Here is a 21,300-nt window from a genome sequence, read left to right as displayed (position 1 = left end):
TGAAAAACCGTTTCAGGCTGCCTGAAGCCGGCTGGCGGGGGGCGGCGTGTGCCGCTTATTTGAGGAGCGGGGCGCTATTCGCGTACAATAGCCGACTTTATTTCATTTACCCATTGTCGAAGAACACGCCATGACCTATGCCAAAATTCTCGGTACCGGCAGTTACCTGCCCGCCAACCGCGTCAGCAACGACGACCTCGCCCAGCGCGTCGATACCTCCGACGAATGGATCAGCAGCCGCACCGGCATCAAAGCCCGCCGTCTGGCCGCTGACGACGAGAAAACCAGCGACCTGGCCGCCGCCGCCGGCCGCCGCGCCTTGGAAGCGGCAGGCCTGCAGCCGCAGGATATCGATTTGATTATCGTTGCCACCGCCACCCCCGACATGCAGTTTCCCTCCACCGCCACCATCGTCCAGCAGAAGCTCGGCATTTCAGGCTGCCCCGCATTCGACTTGCAGGCCGTCTGTGCCGGCTTCATCTATGCCATCACCACCGCCGACGCCTACATCCGCAGCGGCATGGCCAAACGCGCGCTGGTTATCGGCGCCGAAGTGTTCAGTCGTATCCTCGACTGGAACGACCGCAGCACCTGCGTGCTCTTTGGCGACGGCGCCGGCGCGGTGGTGCTCGGCGCCTCCGACGAACCCGGCCTGATCCGCAGCAAACTGCACGCCGACGGCAACTACCTCGATCTGCTCAACGTGCCCGCGCAAATCGCCGACGGCGGCGTAACCGGCCTGCCCTTTTTGAAAATGGACGGGCAGGGCGTGTTCAAATTCGCCGTCAAGCAGCTGGCCGCCGTTGCCGACGAAGTGCTGGCCGAAGCCGGCTTCTCCGCCGAAAAGCTCGACTGGATCGTGCCGCACCAGGCCAACCGCCGCATCATCGAAGCCACCGCCAAACATTTGGGCATCAGCATGGAAAAAGTCATCCTTACCGTGGCCGAGCACGCCAACACTTCCGCCGCATCGGTGCCGCTGGCACTGGACGACGGCATCCGCAGCGGCAAAATCGTCCGCGGCCAGCATCTGCTGCTCGAAGGCATCGGCGGCGGTTTTGCCTGGGGAGCGGTGCTGCTGAAGTATTAAACCGTCTGCTCTCTGCACAATGATTTTTCAGGCAGCCTGAAAGCGAAAATGCCCCGCCAACGCTTTCAGGCTGCCTTATATTTCGGAGTTGGATGATTGTTAAGGCGCCGCCGCGCTTTGCAAAAAAGCGCAAAGCCCGAAGCAGCCGCGCTAGGAATGTAAAGACAATACTGTTAAGATAAGCGCAAGCAGGTTTCAGGCAGCCTGAAACCGCAGATTTTCCAGTTGAACGAAAGGAAACCCCCATGAGCCGCGTATTATTGGTAGACGACGACGATACCCTGACCGAACTTCTGGCCGAATATCTCGGCGCCGAAGGTTTGGAAGTCAGCCGTGCGCCCGACGGCGAAAAAGGCGTGCAGGAAATCCTGAACAATCCCTACGATGTGGTGGTATTGGATTCGATGATGCCGAAAATGAACGGTTTGGACGTACTCAAAACCGTGCGCGCGCAGAGCAAAATCCCCATCATCATGCTCACCGCCAAAGGCGACGACATCGACCGCATCATCGGCTTGGAAATGGGTGCCGACGACTACGTTCCCAAACCCTGCCAGCCGCGCGAACTTTTGGCGCGCATCAATGCCATTTTGCGCCGCGCCCAGCAGAGCGGTGAAAATCCGGCGAGCAACGCCAGCAGCATTACCGCCAGCAACGTTACCCTTTACCCGGCCAAACGGCAGGCGGAAGTCGGCGACAAGCCGCTGGAGCTGACCAGCACCGAATTCAACCTTTTGGAAGTGCTGATGCGCCACGCCGGACAAGTGGTCAGCAAAGACACGCTTTCGGAAGAAGCGCTCGACCGCAAGCTGGCCAAGTTCGACCGCAGCATCGATGTGCACATTTCCAGCATCCGTCACAAATTGGGCGACGCGTCGCTGATTCAAACGGTGCGCGGTTTGGGTTATCTGTTTGTTAAAAACTAAACGTTCCGTGCTTTAGCGCAACATGAAATTATTTCAAAGAATTTTCGCCACGTTCTGTATGGTCATCATCTGCGCCATCTTCGTGGCGAGTTTTTCTGTGTGGCTCTTGCAGACCCGCATGGTGGAAAACCATTTCCAGCGTACGCGCACCATGGAAATCAACCTGCTCTCCAACGCGCTCACCACCTTTCAGGCGCAGGGCGAAGACGCCACGCGCAACCTGCTCGAGCGCTGGCGCAGCGATCCGTCGGCGCAGAACGTCATCATCATCACCGGCGACAACAAACAGGACATTCTCGGCCGCAGCGTGCAGCCGGACGAAGTGGCGCACGCCTATGATTTCGCCCTGAAAAACCCCAATTCCAATCTGTCGGCCATCTATTACGACCCCTTTGGCGAAGAGTATCTGTTTTTTATCCGCGATTTCGACAAAAACACCGTCAAACCGATGCCCGGCCTGCTGATTCCCGGTCTGTCGGTGGCGCCGGTATGGCACGAATTCATCATTTTGGCGGTTACCCTGATTGTCGGCCTGCTGCTGGCCTATATCCTGGCCAGCAATATTTCCCGCCCGATCCGAATTTTGGAAAAAGGCATGAACCGGCTGGCATCCGGCGATTTGAACGCCCGCGTCTCGCAGCAGCTGGACGATCGCAAAGACGAGCTGGCCAGCCTGGGCGTGCATTTTGACCGCATGGCCGCGCAGTTGCAGAAGCTGGTGGAAAAAGAGCGCCACCTGCTGCACCACGTTTCCCACGAGATGCGCTCGCCGCTGGCGCGGATACAGGCGCTGCTTGGCTTGTTGCACATGCAGCCGCAAAAGCAGGAAGTGTATCTGGGCAAGCTCGAAAGCGAACTGACACGGATGGATGCTTTGGTGGGCGAACTCTTGACCCTGTCGCGGCTGGAAACCGCCAACACCCCGCTGGAAAAAGAACCCTTCGCCCTGCTGCCCTTTTTAGAGCAGCTGGTAGAAGACAGCCAGCCGGTGGCGCAGCAAAACGAGCAGACCGTATCGCTCGAAGTGCGCGGCATCAATCCGGAAGCCCGCTTTAACGGCAACGAAGGCTATCTCTACCGCGCTTTTGATAACGTTATCCGCAACGCGATGAACTACAGCCCCGCCGGCAGCACCATTCTTTTGAGCTGCCACGAAGACCGCCACCACCTGCACATCGAAATCACCGACAACGGCCCGGGCATCCGCGAAGACCAGATTCCGCACATCTTCACCGCCTTTTACCGCGCCGACAGCAGCGGCAACAAACCCGGCACCGGCCTGGGGCTGGCGCTGGCGCGGCACATTGCCGAGCAGCACGATGGCAAAATCCTGGCCGAAAACGTCAGCCCAAGCGGCCTGAAGATCCACTTTATCCTGCCCAAAACCCAGCTGCCGGGCGGCAAAAAATAGTTTTCAGGCTGCCTTGTCTGGAGTCGTGCAACAAAGGACAAAGGCAGCCTGAAAAAAAGCAGAAAATCCCCTGTACGCCGCCGCGTTTTGTGGCATAATCCGCGCTCCCGTCGGCGCACGAGCGCGGCGGGTTCGGAGTTTGAGCAGGTTGCTTTGCCAGCTGGCCAAACTTGTCGCCGCAAGGCTTTTTTTATTTTAGGAAATTCATCATGGCTCTGTCCGTAGAACAAAAAGCGCAAATCGTTAAAGACTTCCAACGCAAAGAAGGCGATACCGGCTCTTCAGAAGTGCAAATCGCCCTTCTGACTTTCCGTATCAACGACTTGGCGCCCCACTTCAAAGCAAACCCCAAAGACAAACACAGCCGCCGCGGCCTGCTGAAAATGGTCAGCGCCCGCCGCCGCCTGCTGGCCTACCTGCGCCGCACCGATGCGGAAACTTACCGCAACGTGATTTCCCGTCTGGGTCTGCGCAAATAAGACCTGCGTTTTCAGGCTGCCTGAGTTTTCAGGTAGCCTTATTTGTAGCTGTTGCGAATCCGGCAGCCTGAAAGCCGGATTGTTTTCCCCAAACCACCGTAAACGAGAAACCCATGAAAAAACTGCTGATGCTGGCGGCACTTTCCGCCGCTGCCGCGCTGCCGCTGCAGGCTACCGCCAAAGACATTTCCCGTGCCGTTCCGACGGTCGAGCAGGCCGTGCGCCACAACAAAGCGCCGAAGATTGCCAAACCGGCGCCCGCCAACCAAATCATCGCCTACTACAGCGCCGACAGCGAACGCGCCGACGGCCCGCAGGCCGGCGGCTATTACCGCGTGCTGCTCGGCCACACCAAAGACGGCGCAGCCGTGGTTCAGGATTTTTATCAGGACAGCAAAGCCAAACAGATCGATCCCGTTGCCATGCGCAAAGACGCCGATCCTACTGACTTTGATGCCGAAAGTACCGAAGGGCGCACCATTTGGTATTCGCCCGAAGGCAAGCTGACCAATTTTGCCGACCATGAAAAAGGCGAGCTGGTTTACTCGGTTTCTTATGTTGACGGCAAGCCGGCGCTGGAAATCCGCAAAGACCCGCGCGACAAAAGCCGCGAAAGCCAGATTATTTATGATGAGCACGGCCAGGTCTTGATGGAGATTGAAGAGACAGGCAAGGGTGTCAAAACCGTTGCCTACCGCAGCAACGGCTCCAAACTTGCCGAGACCTTCACGCCCAAAGGCGGCGAAATCAGCCACAAATGGTGGACGGCCGCCGGCAAGGAAACCGATCAGGAAAGCGTAATCGGCGAACTGCTGACTTTGGAAAAACGCGTCCGCAACCGCATGGACGCCATCTCCAACTAAACGCACAATCGCACCAAACCCCGCTGGTTTTCAGGCAGCCTGAAAAGCAGCGGGGTTTGTTTGTATGCCCAATACCGACCACGGATAAAACGGAGCAGGGCGCAAAAAAAGCAGCCTGAAAACTTTTCAGGCTGCCTTTGTATTGTCCGCGCGTTTTACAGCATAATGCGGCGGAAGTCCTGCAACAGCTTGGCGAGGAACACGGTGAAGCGCATACCGGCGGCGCCGTCGATGACGCGGTGGTCGAACGAGAGCGACAGCGGGCACATCAGGCGCGGCTCGAATGCGGAGCCGTTCCAAACCGGTTTCATCTGCGATTTGCACACGCCCAAGATGGCGACTTCGGGGGCGTTGACAATCGGGGTGAAGCCGGTGCCGCCGATGCCGCCGAGGCTGGAAATGGTAAAGCACGCGCCCTGCATTTCCTGCGGTTTGAGCTTGCCTTCACGGGCTTTTTTGCTCAACTCGGTCAGCTCTTGACTGATTTCTTTCAGGCCTTTTTTGTCCACGTCTTTGATTACCGGTACAACCAAGCCGTTGGGCGTGTCGGCGGCAAAGCCGATGTGGAAGTATTTTTTCAGCACCAGATTATCGCCATCCAGCGAGGAGTTGAACTCGGGGAAGGCTTTGAGCGCGGCCACGGAAGCCTTGATGATAAAGGCCAGCGGCGAGAGTTTCACGCCTTCGCGCTCCCACTCTTTGTTGAGCTGTTTGCGGAATTCTTCCAGCTCGGTCATGTCGGCTTCGTCGTGAACGGTAACGTGCGGAATCACCACCCAGTTGCGCGACAGGTTTTGGCCGGAGATTTTTTTGATGCGGGAGAGTTCTTTGACTTCGATTTCGCCGAACTTGGCAAAATCCACTTTCGGCCACGGCAGCAGATCCAAACCGCCGCCGAGCGATGCGCCGGCCGCTGCGGGTTTGCCCGCGCCGCCCTGCATGGCGGATTTGACGAAGGCTTTGATGTCGTCTTTGGTGATGCGGCCTTTGGTGCCGCTGCCTTTGACCAGGCTCAGATCGACGCCCAGTTCGCGCGCCAGTTTGCGGGCGGAAGGGCCGGCGTGGGCTTTGGCGAAACCGGCTTCGTTGACAGGGGTGCTGCCGAAGGCGGCCACCGGTACGGCGGGAGCGGCAGCCGGTGCGGGAGCGGCCGTCTGAACGGGTGCGGGAGCAGGCGCGGCGGCCTGTGCGGCAGGAGCAGCCTGAACGGGTGCGGCTGCGGCGGCACCGCTGGCGGCAACGTCGATAATCAGGCTGCCTTCGGAAACTTTGTCGCCCACTTTCACGTGCACGGCGGTAACGGTGCCGGCGGCGGTGCAGGGCACGTCCATGGTGGCTTTGTCGGTTTCCAAGGTAATCAGGGTTTGGTCTTCGGCCACGCTGTCGCCGACTTTGATTTCGACGGCGATCACGTCCACATCGCTGTGGCCGCCGATATCGGGCACGACCACCTGTACGGTGGCGCCGCCTGCGGCAGGGGCAGCCTGAACGGGCGCGGCGGCGGGCTGTTCGGCCGGTGCGGGCGCGGCAGCCGGAGCGGCGGCTGTGCCTGCGCCGTCGGTTTCCACCAGCAGAATCACGCCGCCTTCGGAGATTTTGTCGCCGACTTTGACTTTGACTTCTTTGACCACGCCGGCATCGGTGGCGGGCACGTCCATAGTCGCCTTGTCGGTTTCCAGGGTGATCAGGGTGTCGTCCACGGCGATGGTGTCGCCGGCTTTGACTTCGACGGCGATGATGTCGACGTTTTCGTGTCCGCCGATATCGGGGACTTTGATTTCTACGATGCTCATGTTTTTCCTTAGGTTATTTGTTTAGGGAAAGGGTTTCAGGCTGCTTGGGGCCGTCTGAAAAACAGGCTTTCTAACGCCTGCTGCATTTGACGGCGTTTGCCAGCGGCACGGCTTTCAGGCTGCCGTCGGCGGCGATGTCGTACACGGCGACGCCGCAGGCTTTGCCGCTCACGCCGACCACTTCATAGTCGTGTCCGGCTTCGGGCACGAAAGAAGCGGCGCGCGAAGTGCAGCTGCCTTCGTTGGTGTGGACGGTGTAAGCAGGCGTTTGAAGCGTGTTGGTCAGGCCGACAAAGGCGGTTTCCACGTTGACGGCTTTGCCTGCGGGCACGGCCATTTCGCGGAAGAAGGCGCGCGAAAGAATGCCGTTTTTGCTGCCGAGGGCTTTGCTGTTTTCGGTGGCGGGAATGCCGATGCTGTGGCTTTTCACCGAGCCGACCAGCGAGCCGAAGGCGTCGCCCATGCTGCCGCCGATATTGCTTTTTTGCCCGCGCTCGCCGGCGGCGCAGTCGATGCCGCTGGTGATCAGGGTGGGCTTTTGGTTTTGGCCGTACAGGCGGATGCGCGCCTGCGTGCCGCTGTCGTAGCCGCCGCCCTGTTGGACGACGGGGGCGGGGCTGGAACAGGCGGCCAGCAGCAGGATTGCGGCAGTGCCGGTAAACGAAAGTTTCATGGCGGTTTCCAAGATGGGCTTTCAGGCTGCCTTGAAGTGTTTAAAGGCAGCCTGAAAGCAGATTTCTCTTTTCAGACGGCCTTTTCAGGCTGCCTTATCTGGCGGTTTTCGGTTTTTTCAGACGACCTTTGAATAGTTGCCAGAAGGCTGTCTGAGAATCTTTTTGAAAAGCTTGAAGGCGGCAGCCTGAAAACTTTGGGATACGGTTTTCAGGCTGCCTTATCCGCCTTAGCGTTTCCAGCTCGGCGCGGTGTCGGTCTGGATGCCGTATTTGGCGATGGCCTGCTGCACGGTTTCTTTGCCGATTTTGCCTTGCTCGGCCAGGGCGTTGAGCGCGGTTATGGCGACGTGGTAGCGGTCGACTTCAAAGAAGGAGCGCAGGTTGGCGCGGCTGTCGGAGCGGCCGAAACCGTCGGTGCCCAGGACGTGGTAGTCGTTGGGGATGTAGGCGCGGATGCGGTCGGCGAAGCTGCGCACGTAGTCGGTGGCGGCAACTACCGGGCCTTCGCGGCCTTGCAGTTGGGCGGTTACGAAGGGGGTTTTCTGCTCACCCATGGGGTGCAGCAGGTTGTGGCGCTCGACTTCGATGGCGTCGCGGTGCAGCAGGTTGAAGGACGGGCAGGACCAGATGTCGGCTTCGACGTTGAAGTCGTTTTTCAGCAGCTCGGCGGCGGCAATCACTTCCTGCAGGATGGTGCCGGAGCCCATCAGCTGTACGCGTTTGTCGCCTTTGCCGCCTTCGCGCAGCAGGTACATACCTTTGAGAATCTGCTCTTCGATGCCTTCGCGCTGGGGCAGGGCGGGGTGAGTGTAGTTTTCGTTCATCAGGGTGATGTAGAAGAAGACGTCTTCGTTGTCGACGTACATTCTCTGCAGACCGCTGTGGACGATGACGGCCACTTCGTAGGAGAAGGTGGGGTCGTAGGTGACGCAGTTGGGGATCAGGTCGGCCTGAATATGGCTGTGGCCGTCTTCGTGCTGCAAACCTTCGCCGTTGAGCGTGGTGCGGCCGGCGGTGCCGCCGAGCAGGAAGCCGCGCGCGTGCATGTCGCCCGCTGCCCAGGCCAAGTCGCCGACGCGCTGGAAGCCGAACATGGAGTAGTAGATGTAGAAGGGGATCATGGCGAAGCGGTTGTTGGCGTAGCTGCTGGCGGCGGCAATCCAGTCGGCCATCGCGCCCGGTTCGTTGATGCCTTCCTGCAGGATTTGGCCGTCAACCGATTCTTTGTAGAACATCAGCTGGTCTTTGTCCTGCGGGGTGTACTGCTGGCCTTTGGGGTTCCAGATGCCGTATTGGCGGAACATGCCTTCCATGCCGAAGGTGCGGCTTTCGTCGGGAACGATGGGGACGATGCGCCGGCCGATCTGTTTGTCTTTGAGCAGGGTGGCGAGAATGCGCACGAAGGCCATGGTGGTGGAGAATTCGCGGTCGCCGCTCGATTGCAGCTGGGCGTCGAAGTCGCTCAGAGCGGGAATCGGCAGGGCTTCGTTGTTGGGGTTGCGCTGGGGCAGGTAGCCGCCGAGTGCGTTGCGGCGCTCGCGCAGGTATTTCATTTCTTCGCTGTCTTCGGGGAAGCGGAAGTAGGGCAGATCGCCGCTGTCAATCTGCTCGTCGGTAACCGGAATGCCGAAGCGGTCGCGGAACTGTTTGAGCGATTTGACGTCCATTTTTTTCGCCTGGTGGGCGATGTTTTGGCCTTCGCCGGATGCGCCCATGCCGTAGCCTTTGATGGTTTTGGCCAGGATGACGGTGGGGCGGCCGCCGGCGTTGTTTACCGCTTCGTGGTAGGCGGCATAGACTTTGTGCGGGTCGTGGCCGCCGCGGTTCAGCGCCCAGATTTCGTCGTCGGACATGTCGGCGACCATCGCTTTGAGTTCGGGCGTGTTGAAGAAGTGTTCGCGCACGTAGGCGCCGTCTTTGGATTTGTAGGTTTGGTAGTCGCCGTCGAGACACTCTTCCATGCGCTGTTTGAGCACGTTGTTGGTGTCGCGGGCAAGCAGGCCGTCCCAGCGGCTGCCCCAGATGACTTTCAGCACGTTCCAGCCGGCGCCGCGGAAGTTGCCTTCCAATTCCTGGATGATTTTGCCGTTGCCGCGCACCGGGCCGTCCAAGCGCTGCAGGTTGCAGTTGATGACGAAAATCAGGTTGTCCAAGCCTTCGCGGGCGGCCAGTGCAATCGCGCCCTGGCTCTCGGGCTCGTCCATTTCGCCGTCGCCGCAGAAACACCACACTTTGCGGCCTTTGGTTTTGGCCAAGCCGCGCGATTCAAGGTATTTCAGGAAACGCGCCTGGTAAATCGCCATCAAGGGGCCAAGACCCATTGAAACGGTGGGGAACTGCCAAAATTCAGGCAGCAGGTGCGGGTGCGGGTAGGACGGCAGGCCGTTGCCGCCGACTTCCTGACGGAAATTGTTGAGCTGCTCTTCGCTCAGACGGCCTTCGACATAGGCGCGGGCGTAAAAGCCGGGGGCAGAGTGGCCTTGGATGTAGATCAGATCGCCTTCTTCTCCGGCGGCTTCGTTTTTGGCGCGCCAAAAGTGGTTGAAGCCGACATCGTACAGGGTGGCCGAAGACTGGAAGGACGCGATGTGGCCGCCCAGTTCGAGATTTTTCTTACCGGCGCGCAACACCATGGCGGCGGCGTTCCAGCGGATGATCGAGCGGATGCGGTGCTCCAGTTCGTGGTTGCCGGGGGATTTTTGCTCTTTGCCCACCGGAATGGTGTTCAGATAGGCGGTGGTGGCGTCAAACGGCAGGTGCACGCCGCGGCGGCGGGTGTATTTGACCAGGTTTTCCAATAAGAAATGCGCCCGCTCCGAGCCTTCGTTTTCCAGCACGGAACTGAGCGCATCCAGCCATTCTTGGGTTTCGATAGGATCAGCGTCGTTCATATCGTTATAGGTTTGGGACATGGTGCATCCTTTCTGTAAGTTCGATTCGAAATGGCGCCGTTTGGCCGCGGGCGGGAAAACGGCGCCGAAAGTGGGCAGATTGTAGCTTCAAACGGTAATAAGTGGCAAATCGCAGGCGTTTGGATTTGGCTATCATTCGGCGCTTTGGGGCAGCCTGAAAACGCCTGCGCCGCCACGGCAGCAGCGATTGGGCTTAAAATGCGCGCTTTTGGCCTGAGCGCGCGGTTTGGCGGCTTTCAGGCTGCCTGAAAACCCGCTGCCCGAAACGATTTATGAAACTTTTTTCCCTGCCATCCAGATACATCGGCGCCGTGCCGGTGCTGCTGAGCACTTCGCTGCTGGCCGCGCTGGTGTATTCCCGCCCGCTGAACCACCTGTTTCCGCCGCTGGTGCTGGGCGTGATTGCCGGCGGCCTGGTGGATTTGGACAACGGCCTGACCGGCAAGCTGAAAAACATTGTTTATACCTTGCTGGCCTTTGCCGTGTCGTCGCTGGCGGTGGAAGCGGTGATCAGCCGGCCGGCGGCCTATGCCGCGGTGATGACCGTGCAGGCTTTCGTTTTTACCTTTCTCGGCGCCGCCGGCCAGCGCTACCGCACCATCGCTTTCGGCACGCTGGCGGTAGCGGTGTACACCGCGCTCACCCACGATGACGCCGCGCCGTGGTACCAGCCGACGCTGCTGATTCTGTGCGGAACCCTGCTCTACAGCCTGTGCGCGCTGCTGACCCACATCATCTTTCCCAACCGGCCGGTGCAGGACAATATGGCCGCCGCCTACCGCGCGCTGGCGGACTTTCTCACCGCCAAATCCGATTTTTTCGACCCCGACGAAGCCGAACATCTCGAACAGCAGCAAATCACGCTGGCGATGAGCAACAGCGCGGTAACCGCCGCCTTCAACCAATGCCGCAGCGCCCTGTTTTACCGCATGCGCGGCCAGCACCGCCATCCGCGCACCGTGCGGCTGTTGCGCTGTTACTACGCCGCGCAGGATATCCACGAGCGCATCAGCTCCAGCCACGTCCATTACCGCGATTTCGCCGAAGCCATGCGCTACAGCGATTTGATCTACCGCATCCGCCGCCTGCTCAGGCTGCAGGCGCAGACCTGCCGCGAGTTTGCCTGCACGCTGGCCGACGACAGCGATTTCGTGCTGCCGGCCAAGCTCGAACGCGCCGGCCGCGGTGCCGAAGCGTCGCTGCAGCACTATGCCGCCACCGCTACCGACGGCGCCGTCGCCCCCTACCGCGTGCAGCGCCTGCTCGACAACATCCTGCACGTCAGCCTGCAGCTGGGCAGCCTGAAAAGCCCCGAGCGCAGCGAAGGCTTCGAATACAACCACCAAACCCGCCTGCACGCCCCCGAAAGCAGCGGTTTCAAAGGCGCATGGCGCAGCCTGAAAGCGCAAAGCACGCTGCATTCGCCGGTGTTCCGCCACGCCGTACGCATGGCCGCCATCGTGCTGGCCTGCTGCCTGATTATCCGAGTGATCAACACCACCGCGCTCGACCGCGAGGATTTGAGCCTGGGCTACTGGATTCTGATGACCGCCGTTTTCGTCTGCCAGCCCAACTACTCCGCCACCAAAAAACGCCTGATCCAGCGTATTCTCGGCACCGTTTTCGGCATTGTCGCCGCCGCCGCGCTGCCCTTTTTGAGCCTGTCGCTGGCGCACAAACTCGGCATCGCCGTGCTTAGCACGACGCTGTTTTTCTATTTCCGCAGCAATAAGCAGAGTTTTTCCACCTTTTTCATCACCATTCAGGCGGTGGTCGGCTTTTCGATTATTGGTTCCGACACCCGCGCCTTCTTCCTGCCGCGCCTTCTCGACACCTTGATCGGCGCTTCGGTGGCCGGCCTTGCCGTTTATTTTCTGTGGCCGGACTGGAAATATCTGGCGCTCGACAAAACCGGTGCCCAGGCCGTAGAGAGCAACGCCGCCTACCTGCGCGCGGTGCTGCGCGAACTGGAAAGCGGCATCCGCGACGATATGGACTACCGCATCGCCCGCCGCCTGAGCCACGACCGCGCCGCCGCCTTATCCAGCACCCTGTCCGATATGTCCGGCGAGCCGGCCAAACATGGCAGCAAGCTTGCCGACGGCTTTTTGCTGCTAAAAATCAACTATTCGCTTATCAGCTACATCGCCGCGCTCGGCGCCTACCGCAACAAAATGCAGCCTGAAAACGCCGCTGCCGACGGTTTTATCCACGAATTTCTCGCCGCCGGCAGCGCTGCCGCCGATATTCTCGAAAACCTGCCGCAATGGGACGAGAGCCGTTTTCAGGCTGCCTTAAGCGCCCTGCAGCTGCAACTGGAGGCCCTGCGCCCCGATGCTGAAGCCGGCGAAACCCGCCAGGTGCTGTGGCAGCAGCTTACCATGATCGCCGGCCAGCTGCGCCCGGGCTATCAGGCGCTGCATCCGGTATCGGATAGCGAAGCCGTGGCACAGGCAGCCTGAAAACGGCGGCAAGATTGGTCAGGACAAAAAAAGCAGCCTGAAAACCGTTTCAGGCTGCTTTTTGCCGCAATATTGCCGGTTTGGCGTAAGCACCGTGCTGCCATTTGCCCAAACGCAAGGGCAGCCTGAAAAAACGGCGCGCAGAAAAAACCGTCCGCAGGCTTGGCTGTTCGGGCGGACGGTTTTTTGGCTGCCTATTTCAGGCGGTGCAGCACAATCGGCTGCGGCGTGCCGCGAACCAGCGCAAACATGATATAGATCCGTTTTTGCGCTTTGCTCTCGATGCGGCAAAAGCCCATGGCAATGTTTTTAATGCAGTTAAAACGCGCGTTCTGCAAATCGGCATCGTCCTCGGGCAGCGTTTTTTTCCACTCAGCCACATCCGCTGACGAAGCATCGACCAACTTGCATTCGCCGGTGGCACGGCAGACTTCCGACCATTGTTTTTCCGGCAGTTGGCGGCCGTCCATCATCCACTGCTTGCCCTGCCGGAAAAGTTTCATCTGCATCGTGCCCAGCGTGCCGTCCACACGGACGATTTGGTATTCGCCTTGGTCGCTGGCATCCAGCGCCTGCGCCATCGGCGCCACAGCCAGCAGCAGCGCCAGCAGTAATCCGGATTTTTTCATGTTTGTCCTTTGCATCAAATTTTAAAAAAACATCTGCCGGCCGCATGGCGCAGCCGGCGGCGCATCATACCGCATCTTGTTGCGGCGGTAGAAACAGTTTTGCTGCGCAGCCCCCGTATTTTCGGCTTTCAGGCTGCTTTGTGTCGCCGCAGCCACAGCAGCGCCGCGGTGTAAAACACCAGTTGCGCCAGATTAAACGTAGCACCGCCAAGCAGCTCCGCCGCTTCGGAGCGGGGAAAGGCGCTGCAGACCGTGGCAACAACAATGCCGACCGGCAGCGGCGTCAGCCAGCACAAAGAGCGCGGCAGATAGCTGCGGCCGCGGGCAGCCTGCAACAGAAATACCAGCCAGCCCAACGCCAGAGAGCCGACCGATGCCGCCCAATGCAGGACAAGCAGCCGGTAATGGCCGTTGTATTGCGCCAGCGCCAGCGTTAAATCTTCGGCACGGGCGGCAAGCAGCGCCTGTGCGGCGTTGCCCAGATAGTAAAAACCGGCATGCACCAGCGGCGCGAGCGCGTAGCCGAAAAACAGCAGCGCGAAGCACAAAACAGCCGCCCGCCCCGGCCGCAGCAGGCGGTAAACGCCGAACGCGGCGGCCAGATAAAACGGTGCGCTGAAGGTGGCGGGCAGCACGCCCCACAGCAGGCGCGCGGGCGCGGCATCAAGCATCAGCGCCGCCATCTGCACATCGCCTTCCATCCGGCCGGCGGCCAGCGCCGCCAGCTGCGGATGGCGCTCGGGCTGCGGCACAAAACCGACCAGCAGCATATCGCCTACTGTCCAACACAGCGCCGCCAGCACGCCGGCAAAGAGCAGGGCGGCGGTTTTAACGGGTTTGGCATGTTCGGACATATCGGCTCTTCTGTGGCAAACGGCGGCAAAATGCCGCAACGGTTTTCAGGCTGCCTTTGCCTGAAAGCTGCCTGAAAACCGGCCGGCTGCGGGACGCTTAGTCTAAAGGATATTTAAGAGAAGGGGGAATGGGGGGGGCAGCAGAGAGCTGGTGGCGTTTTTCAGGCTGCTTGGGGAAACGAGGCAGCCTGAAAATACGAGGATTGTTTGAAAACCCGTTTCAGGCTGCTTTTGATGCGCTAGTTTGGAGCGGAAATCCAGTATTTTGGGGAAGTTTTAAGAAAGGGCAGGGTCTGGATTGATAAAACAAGCGCCGGCCAGATTCTGATCCGACCGGCGCTGGGCAAAAAACGTGCTTTGCCCCTCAATCACCCGCCTAGCGGAAAAACGACGGTATCTTTTTCATTTTCATGCTTTTTTCTGGGAAAATAATCCCGGGGTCTTCGTAGCGGCAGGATGTGTTGGTGATGACGTTGCAGGGCACGGCGCAGGAGGGGGTTGCGCCGACGGTGGGGTGGCAGCCCTGGCCGCCCTGGTGCTGGCAGTTGCCCGTTGCCGTTATTTTGGCAAACTCGTGGGTGGGGCCGTAGCCCATGGAGTCGAAGAGTTTGCCGTTCAGCCGTCCCTGCGCCATGGTAAAGCACAGATTGCTGTAAAGAACGACGGTTTTGCAGTTTTTGCCGCCGGCCTGGCGGCATTGTTTGAGCGCGTCTGCCGAGGCGGCTTCGGGGGTGTCGAAGGCTTTGTCGGTTGTCCACAGCATTTTGATTTCGGGCGAACCGGCATATCCGCCCCATTTGCGCGGGTGCATTTTGCGCGTGGCCAGCTCTGCTTTGGAAGGCAGACCTTCCATTGCTTTCACAACCGGCATCATAGATTCCACTTCCTGCGCGGAAGGGCCGTTGCTGCCTCTGGCAGCCTGCAACAGTTCGTAAGCAAGGCTGCCTTGACAGCCAGACAACAGCAGGCTGAATGCGGTAGCTGCCAGCAGGTGTTTTTTATTCAACAAGATACAACTCCTTTCAGATAAAACGGTAAAAACGGGTATCGCCGTGCGGCGCGCGATTATACAGTTTTTTTATCGGCTCACACCGCAGCGGCTTATAATGCGCGCTTCGACCGTCTGTTCATTGTTATCTATTTTTGCTAAGGGGGAATGATGTTGTTACCAAAATCCGCTTTGAAATCCGTTTTGCTGTTGTCCGCCGCCGTGCTGACGCTTGCCGGTTGCGAAACGGTGGACAAAATTATGAGTGCCGATATCTCGCCGTACGGCGCAATCAACGCGGCGCGCAGGGGCGTGGCCGGCGCGCGTTTCAAAGGCAAGCACATTGTTTCGGCGTATGCGGAACTCGGTAAGGCCGACGATATCCAGCACGGAATTATCCAGGAAGGCAAACTCAAAGGGCAGGAAGGCTATATTTACACTTGGACGGATGTCAGCCAAAACAGCGAATCGACCCATTATCTCGGTACGGGCTACCACAGCGACGGCAGTCAGACCAATTACTACGAGCGCGGCGTAACCAATTTCACCCGCTACCGCTATTTCATTACCGATACCAACCACGTTATCCGCGATTACAAAGAAAGCGAACATCGGTCGCGGGTGCAGTAGGTTTTGCCTCAGGCTAAAAGCAGCCTGAAAGTATGGTTGGGATTTTAAAAGGCCGTCTGAAAAGGGTTTCAGACGGCTTTTTTTGTTTTCAGGCTGCTTGGGTTGTCAGAACCAATATTTTCCAACAACCGAGCTCGGCTTGCGCCAACCGTTGCCAACCGTTGTTTAGCGTTTTTCCAATTCCGCCTGCCAGTTTTCCAATTCGCGCAAATCTTCCGCTTCGGCGGCGGCCAGTTTGGCAGCTTTGCGTGCCTGGTCAAACAGCGCGTATTGTTCTTGGGCGAACAGCTCCATTTGGCGGTGCGTGCGACTGCCTTTGTCTTCCAATACAGGAAAGCCGTTGAAATCAATCAGGTTGTCAACATTGCCGCGCCAGAAATCCAGCGTCAGGTCTTGGCGGTTTTTTACGCGCAACTCCGCGCTTTCCAAGAAAATCATCACCAAACGGTTGAGCGTGTCCAACTCGTCGGCAGACAGATAGTTTTTCGCCACCACAATATCGCCTTTACGCACCATCCTCCCTTTCCATGAGGTCAAGCCCATATTCGGCAGCGCGGCATCGGCGCGGGCGCAGACCAGTTCCGCCGCCGTTTGGCGGGTAACGGCAAAAATCAGCTTGTTTTGCGTTTCGGCAAAAAACATCTGCGCCGCCTTATCGGTTTTGTCGTAGTCGCTGGATAGGGCGAACAAATCGCGCACTTTCTGATAAAACCGTGCTTCGCTGGCGCGGATTTCGCGGATTTCCGCCAGCAGGTCGTCAAAATAATCGAAACGCCCCTGCGGATTTTTCAGCCGCTCTTTGTCCAGCACAAAACCCTTGTCCAAATAAGCGCGAAGCTGCGTATTTGCCCAGCGGCGGAACTGCACCCCACGCGGGCTGCGGACGCGGAAGCCGACGGCCAGAATCATATCCAGCGCGTAATGCTTGACCTGATACTGCTTGCCGTCTTGGGCAGTTATTAAGAAATCCTTAATAACTGAAACCTCGTTCAACTCTTTGTCTTCCAATATGTTTTTAATATGCGTAGCGATATTGGGCACAGAGGTGCTAAAAAGTTCGGCAAGCTGGTTTTGCGTGAGCCAAGCTTCACCGTCGGACACCAGCAGGGAAACATGGCTTTGGCCGTCGTCGGTGTTGTAGATGATGAGATTGTCCATAGGGATTCCGTTTGCGGCAGCCTGAAAAGTCGGGACGGTTTCAGGCTGCTTGGGGTTGTGGGCTTGCCTGCGGTATTTTAGCCGTATCCCGGCGGCGAGGCAGCCTGAAAACAGGGAGGCCGTCTGAAAAACAAAAAACACCGTCATTCCCGCGCAGGCGGGAATCTTGTTTGTTGTTCGGCAATATTCTGATAAAACAAACCGTTGCTCAAACCCCGCCAAGATTCCCGCCTGCGCGAGAATCTTGGCGGGGCGGGCTTGGTTTTCAGGCTGCCTTGTGCGTGAGGCACGCCTGAAATCAGAAAGGCCGTCTGAAAAACAGGTTTTCAGACGGCCTTTGGGTAGGTTGGGTTGCAAACCCAACAGGTTTTGCAGCTTTTAAGAAACTGTTGGGTCTCGACCCAACCTACGCTTGCTTAAGTTTTACATACATATGTTCTTGGTTACTTTCTATATTTTTTCGTATTTCATATTCAAATATCTCGGGGTGTTTTTTAACCAAAGTTGTGAATTTGGCACAGCCATAATTGCGTGGGTCAAAATCTGCCTGCAACCGCCGCCATGTTGAACCAAATGCAGTCATGGCAACCCATTCGCTGTCAAACTGTTCAAAGATTTTTCTAATCGTATCCATGGGCAAAACCGCCGTTTGATGATTAGCTGTTGGTTGTTCCGTTTGTATTGCCGTATCAGTTTGGACGGAAACGCTGCTTTTGTTATCGTTTTTAATTTCTTCTGATATAAGGTTTTCCACATAGATAAACTGCGTACAGGCATTGATAAAAGCTTTGGGCGTTTGCTTTTTACCAAAGCCGTACACGGGCATTCCCTGTTCTTTCAAACGGATTGCCAAAGCCGTGAAATCGCTGTCGCTGGATACAATACAAAATCCGTCCAATCGGTCGCTGTACAATAAATCCATGGCATCAATAATCATAAAACCATCGGTTGCATTTTTCCCTGTCGTAAAAGCAAATTGCTGCATCGGTTTGATGGCGTAATCATTGATAACTTGCTTCCATTGCCCATTGTTACCAACAAAATTGCCATAAATCCGCTTAACGGTTACATCTCCGAATTTGACAACTTCATCTAAAATAGATGCTATATCGCGAGCAGAAGCATTGTCGGCATCAATCAACACGGCTAAACGCACCGTTTTTTCTTCTACCACGTTGAAACTAGTTTTAGTTTTAGACATTTATAATTCCTCTATTTATCTATGGTTCGATAGGAGGCAGCCTGAAACATTAATTTTCAGACGGCCTCTTTCAAACAGCTACGCTTTCAACTTCGCCAACTGCGCCTCTACTTTCGCCATCTTATCCTGCAACTCCGCCAGATCGGCTTTGTCTTTCTCCACCAGATGCGCGGGGGCTTTGTCGGTGTAGCCGGGTTTGGCGAGTTTGGCGTTGAGTTTGTCCAAGGCTTTTTGCAGTTTTTCGGCTTCTTTGGTCAGGCGCGCGGTTTCGGCGGCTTTGTCGATTTCCACTTTGAGCATCAGGCGTGCGCCGTTGCACACGGCGACGGGGGCGTCTTCGGCTTCGGGCAGTTTGTCCACCAGCTTGGCTTCGGTGAGACGGGTGAGCGCGGGCAGGTATTTGAGGCAGTCGGCCAAGTCGCTGCCGCCTTCGACAAACAGCGGGGCTTTGACGTTTGGCGCGATGCCCATTTCGCCGCGCAGTTTGCGCACTTCGTCGGCCAAATCTTTCAGGCTGCCCATTTTGTCGAAGGCGGCGGGGACGATTTTCTCCGGGTCGGCTTCGGGGTAGGCGGCGAGCATGATGCTGTCGCTGTGTTTGGCGTTGGCCAGCGGGGCGACGGTTTGCCACAGCTCTTCGGTGATGAAGGGCATGATGGGGTGCAAGAGGCGCAGGATGGCTTCGAGTACGCGCACGAGGGTGCGGCGGGTGGTGCGCTGGGTGGTGGGGCAGCCGGTTTGGATTTGCACTTTGGCAAGCTCGATGTACCAGTCGCAGTATTCGTTCCACACAAATTCGTATAGCGTTTGCGCGGCCAAGTCGAAGCGGTAGGTTTCAAAGGCTTCGGCAACGGCGGCTTCGGCTTGTTGCAGTTTGCCGATAATCCATTGGTCGGCAAAGGTAAACGCCAATGGCTGCATTTCGTCTTGGCCGCAGTCTTGGTTTTCGGTGTTCATCAAGACGAAGTTGGTGGCGTTCCATAATTTGTTGCAGAAGTTGCGGTAGCCTTCGGCGCGTTTGAAATCAAAGTTTACGCTGCGGCCGAGGCTGGCATAGCTGGCCATGGTGAAACGGAGTGCGTCTGCGCCCATGGCAGGAATGCCTTCGGGAAACAGTTTTTCAGTGGTTTTTTTCACGGCGGGGGCGGTTTCGGGCTTGCGCAGGCCGGTGGTGCGTTTGATAAGCAGCTTGTCCAAATCGATGCCGTCAATCAAGTCCACGGGGTCGATGACGTTGCCTTCGGATTTGGACATTTTTTTGCCTTCGTGGTCGCGCACGATGCCGTGGATATACACGTCTTTAAACGGCACTTTGCCGGTGAAGTGGGTGGTCATCATAATCATGCGGGCGACCCAGAAGAAGATGATTTCGTAGCCCGTTACCAAGACATTGCTGGGCAAAAAGGCTTTGAGTTCGGGCGTTTCAGACGGCCAGCCGAGGGTGGAGAAAGGCACGAGGGCGGAGGAGAACCAGGTATCCAATACGTCTTCGTCGCGCGTCAAATACAATCCTTTTTCTTTCAATTCATCAATAACTGCTTGTTGAATTTCCCCAGTTTTTTTGGATTTAAATAGCTGAACGGCAATAGTCGGACCAAAGAGTTCAGCAATTTCTTCATCGCTAGTGCATTGGCGGCTCTTATCAAATAAATATTGACGATATGCTTCACTTTCTGTGCGGGCAACGTAAACCTTGCCGTTTTCGTCATACCACGCGGGGATTTGGTGCCCCCACCACAGCTGGCGCGAGATGCACCAGTCTTGGATGTTGTTCATCCATTGGTTGTAGGTGTTGACCCAGTTTTCGGGGATAAAGCGCACCGCGCCGCTATCGACCGCGCGTTTGGCTTTTTCGGCCAGGCTCAGACCCTGGTATTCGGACTCGGGCTCGCCGCCTTGGGGCGCGGCGCTCATGGCGACAAACCATTGGCTGGTAAGCATCGGCTCGATTACGCTGCCGGTACGGTCGCCTTTGGGCGTCATCAGTTTGTGCGGTTTGATTTCCTGCAAAAAGCCCTGTTCTTTCAAGTCGGCCACGATTTGCTTGCGCGCGGCAAAGCGGTCCAAGCCTGCGTATTGTTCAGGCAGCCTGAAACCCTGCTGCGCTTCGCCTTTGTAGTTGAACACTTCGGCACCTGCCAACACTTTTGCTGTTAAATCAAACACATTGATTAAACAGGTGTCGTGGCGTTTGCCGACTTCGTAGTCGTTGAAATCGTGCGCGGGCGTGATTTTCACGCAGCCTGTGCCGAAGTCTTTTTCCACATATTCGTCGGCAATCACGGGGATGGTGCGGCCGGTGAGCGGCAACACCAGCTCTTTGCCGATAAAACGCGCGTAGCGTTCGTCTTCGGGATGCACGGCCACGGCCACGTCGCCCAACATGGTTTCGGGACGGGTGGTGGCGACGATAAGGCCGTCTGAACCATCAACCAGCGGATAGCGGATGTGCCACATCGAGCCGTCTTCTTCCACGCTTTCCACTTCCAAATCGGATACCGCCGTGCCGAGCACGGGATCCCAGTTCACCAGCCGCTTGCCACGGTAAATCAAGCCCTGCTCAAACAGGCGCACGAATACTTCGGTAACCGTCTCGGCGCGCACGTCGTCCATCGTGAAATACTCGCGCTGCCAGTCTGCCGAGCAGCCGACGCGGCGCATCTGCTGCGTAATCGTGCCGCCGGAGAGGTTTTTCCACGCCCATACTTTTTCCAAGAATTTTTCACGCCCCAAATCGTGGCGCGACACGCCCTCGGCGGCGAGCTGGCGCTCCACCACAATCTGCGTGGCGATGCCCGCGTGGTCGGTGCCCGGAATCCACGCGGTGTTGCGGCCTTTCATGCGGTAGTAGCGCGTTAAGCCGTCCATAATCGTTTGGTTAAACGCGTGCCCCATGTGCAGCGTGCCGGTTACGTTGGGCGGGGGAAGCTGGATGGAGAAACTTTCGGGGCGGGCGAAATTGGCGGCGAAATAGCCTTGTTTTTCCCAGTTTTGATAGTGTTTGGTTTCGATTTCGGCGGGGGAGTATTTGTCGAGCATGGTGAAAGGCCTAAGAAGGTAAAGAAATAGAAAAGATAAATTTGAAAACGGCGGATTATAGCCGATTGGCCGGTGCTAAAATAGCCGCGCCCAAAGGTTTTCAGGCTGCCTGCGGCCGCTTGCGGCAGGCAGCCTGAAAGCATCGGCGGCTCACAGCAGGCAGCCTGAAAAATATTGCACGAACCGGATTG

General features: G+C 57.6%; 16 protein-coding genes. 7 read left to right on the top strand and 9 right to left on the bottom strand.

What is annotated here, in order from left to right; all coding sequences use genetic code 11:
* Positions 1 to 130 precede the first annotated feature (130 nt).
* The 5 genes from OP500_RS07105 (at position 131) to OP500_RS07085 (ending at position 4,769) form a co-directional block, all read left to right on the top strand.
* Entirely contained in the window at positions 131 to 1,090 is a 960-nt protein-coding gene (locus tag OP500_RS07105; RefSeq protein WP_238745667.1) for a beta-ketoacyl-ACP synthase III, read from the top strand.
* Between the two features lie 245 nt (positions 1,091 to 1,335).
* Entirely contained in the window at positions 1,336 to 2,016 is a 681-nt protein-coding gene (locus tag OP500_RS07100) for a response regulator transcription factor (RefSeq protein WP_238745668.1), read from the top strand.
* Between the two features lie 22 nt (positions 2,017 to 2,038).
* Positions 2,039 to 3,427, top strand: a complete 1,389-nt coding sequence (locus OP500_RS07095; protein WP_238745669.1) for a HAMP domain-containing sensor histidine kinase — start codon at positions 2,039 to 2,041, stop codon at positions 3,425 to 3,427.
* 209 nt (positions 3,428 to 3,636) lie between these two features.
* Positions 3,637 to 3,906, top strand: a complete 270-nt coding sequence (rpsO, locus tag OP500_RS07090) for a 30S ribosomal protein S15 (RefSeq protein WP_238745670.1) — start codon at positions 3,637 to 3,639, stop codon at positions 3,904 to 3,906.
* Between the two features lie 113 nt (positions 3,907 to 4,019).
* Complete coding sequence (locus tag OP500_RS07085; RefSeq protein ID WP_238745671.1) at positions 4,020 to 4,769, top strand: hypothetical protein; 750 nt, start codon at positions 4,020 to 4,022, stop codon at positions 4,767 to 4,769.
* A gap of 155 nt (positions 4,770 to 4,924) precedes the next feature.
* Here OP500_RS07085 and aceF read toward each other — a convergent pair whose 3' ends face one another.
* From aceF to aceE, 3 genes are all read right to left on the bottom strand, one after another.
* Positions 4,925 to 6,562: a dihydrolipoyllysine-residue acetyltransferase gene (aceF, locus tag OP500_RS07080; RefSeq protein WP_238745672.1), complete on the bottom strand. Its 1,638-nt coding sequence runs from the start codon at positions 6,560 to 6,562 to the stop codon at positions 4,925 to 4,927.
* Between the two features lie 70 nt (positions 6,563 to 6,632).
* Positions 6,633 to 7,235: a hypothetical protein gene (locus tag OP500_RS07075; protein WP_238745674.1), complete on the bottom strand. Its 603-nt coding sequence runs from the start codon at positions 7,233 to 7,235 to the stop codon at positions 6,633 to 6,635.
* Positions 7,236 to 7,463: 228 nt separating this feature from the next.
* Positions 7,464 to 10,148, bottom strand: a complete 2,685-nt coding sequence (gene aceE / locus OP500_RS07070) for a pyruvate dehydrogenase (acetyl-transferring), homodimeric type (RefSeq protein ID WP_274070565.1) — start codon at positions 10,146 to 10,148, stop codon at positions 7,464 to 7,466.
* 272 nt (positions 10,149 to 10,420) lie between these two features.
* On the opposite strand from aceE, the gene yccS reads away from it, so the two are divergent.
* On the top strand, positions 10,421 to 12,610 hold the full coding sequence (gene yccS, locus OP500_RS07065; RefSeq protein WP_274070564.1) for a YccS family putative transporter: 2,190 nt from the start codon (positions 10,421 to 10,423) through the stop codon (positions 12,608 to 12,610).
* A gap of 194 nt (positions 12,611 to 12,804) precedes the next feature.
* Here the strand turns inward: yccS and OP500_RS07060 are convergent, their stop codons facing one another.
* From OP500_RS07060 to OP500_RS07050, 3 genes are all read right to left on the bottom strand, one after another.
* A complete protein-coding gene (locus tag OP500_RS07060) occupies positions 12,805 to 13,239 on the bottom strand; it encodes a hypothetical protein (protein WP_274070563.1) in 435 nt (144 codons plus the stop codon).
* A 128-nt stretch (positions 13,240 to 13,367) separates the two neighbouring features.
* Complete coding sequence (locus OP500_RS07055; protein ID WP_274070562.1) at positions 13,368 to 14,093, bottom strand: DUF6796 family protein; 726 nt, start codon at positions 14,091 to 14,093, stop codon at positions 13,368 to 13,370.
* Between the two features lie 376 nt (positions 14,094 to 14,469).
* Entirely contained in the window at positions 14,470 to 15,099 is a 630-nt protein-coding gene (locus OP500_RS07050) for a DUF4189 domain-containing protein (protein ID WP_274070561.1), read from the bottom strand.
* A gap of 153 nt (positions 15,100 to 15,252) precedes the next feature.
* Here OP500_RS07050 and OP500_RS07045 point away from each other — a divergent pair, with 153 nt between their 5' ends.
* Positions 15,253 to 15,711: a hypothetical protein gene (locus OP500_RS07045; RefSeq protein WP_274070560.1), complete on the top strand. Its 459-nt coding sequence runs from the start codon at positions 15,253 to 15,255 to the stop codon at positions 15,709 to 15,711.
* Between the two features lie 165 nt (positions 15,712 to 15,876).
* On the opposite strand, the gene OP500_RS07040 is transcribed toward OP500_RS07045, so the two are convergent.
* The 3 genes from OP500_RS07040 to OP500_RS07030 all read right to left on the bottom strand — a co-directional run bounded on the left by OP500_RS07040 (position 15,877) and on the right by OP500_RS07030 (position 21,109).
* Positions 15,877 to 16,869 (bottom strand): virulence RhuM family protein, encoded by a 993-nt coding sequence (locus OP500_RS07040; RefSeq protein ID WP_238745690.1) that lies wholly within the window; start codon positions 16,867 to 16,869, stop codon positions 15,877 to 15,879.
* Between the two features lie 406 nt (positions 16,870 to 17,275).
* Positions 17,276 to 18,070 (bottom strand): NYN domain-containing protein, encoded by a 795-nt coding sequence (locus OP500_RS07035; RefSeq protein WP_238745692.1) that lies wholly within the window; start codon positions 18,068 to 18,070, stop codon positions 17,276 to 17,278.
* A 78-nt stretch (positions 18,071 to 18,148) separates the two neighbouring features.
* Positions 18,149 to 21,109, bottom strand: coding sequence for a valine--tRNA ligase (locus tag OP500_RS07030; RefSeq protein ID WP_274070559.1), 2,961 nt, complete (start codon positions 21,107 to 21,109; stop codon positions 18,149 to 18,151).
* Between the last annotated feature and the right edge of the window lie 191 nt (positions 21,110 to 21,300).

The sequence above is a fragment of the Kingella sp. SNUBH-2017 genome (genome assembly GCF_028680565.1).
Lineage (GTDB): Bacteria > Pseudomonadota > Gammaproteobacteria > Burkholderiales > Neisseriaceae > Kingella_D > Kingella_D pumchi.
This window is presented reverse-complemented; position numbering and strand designations above follow the sequence as displayed.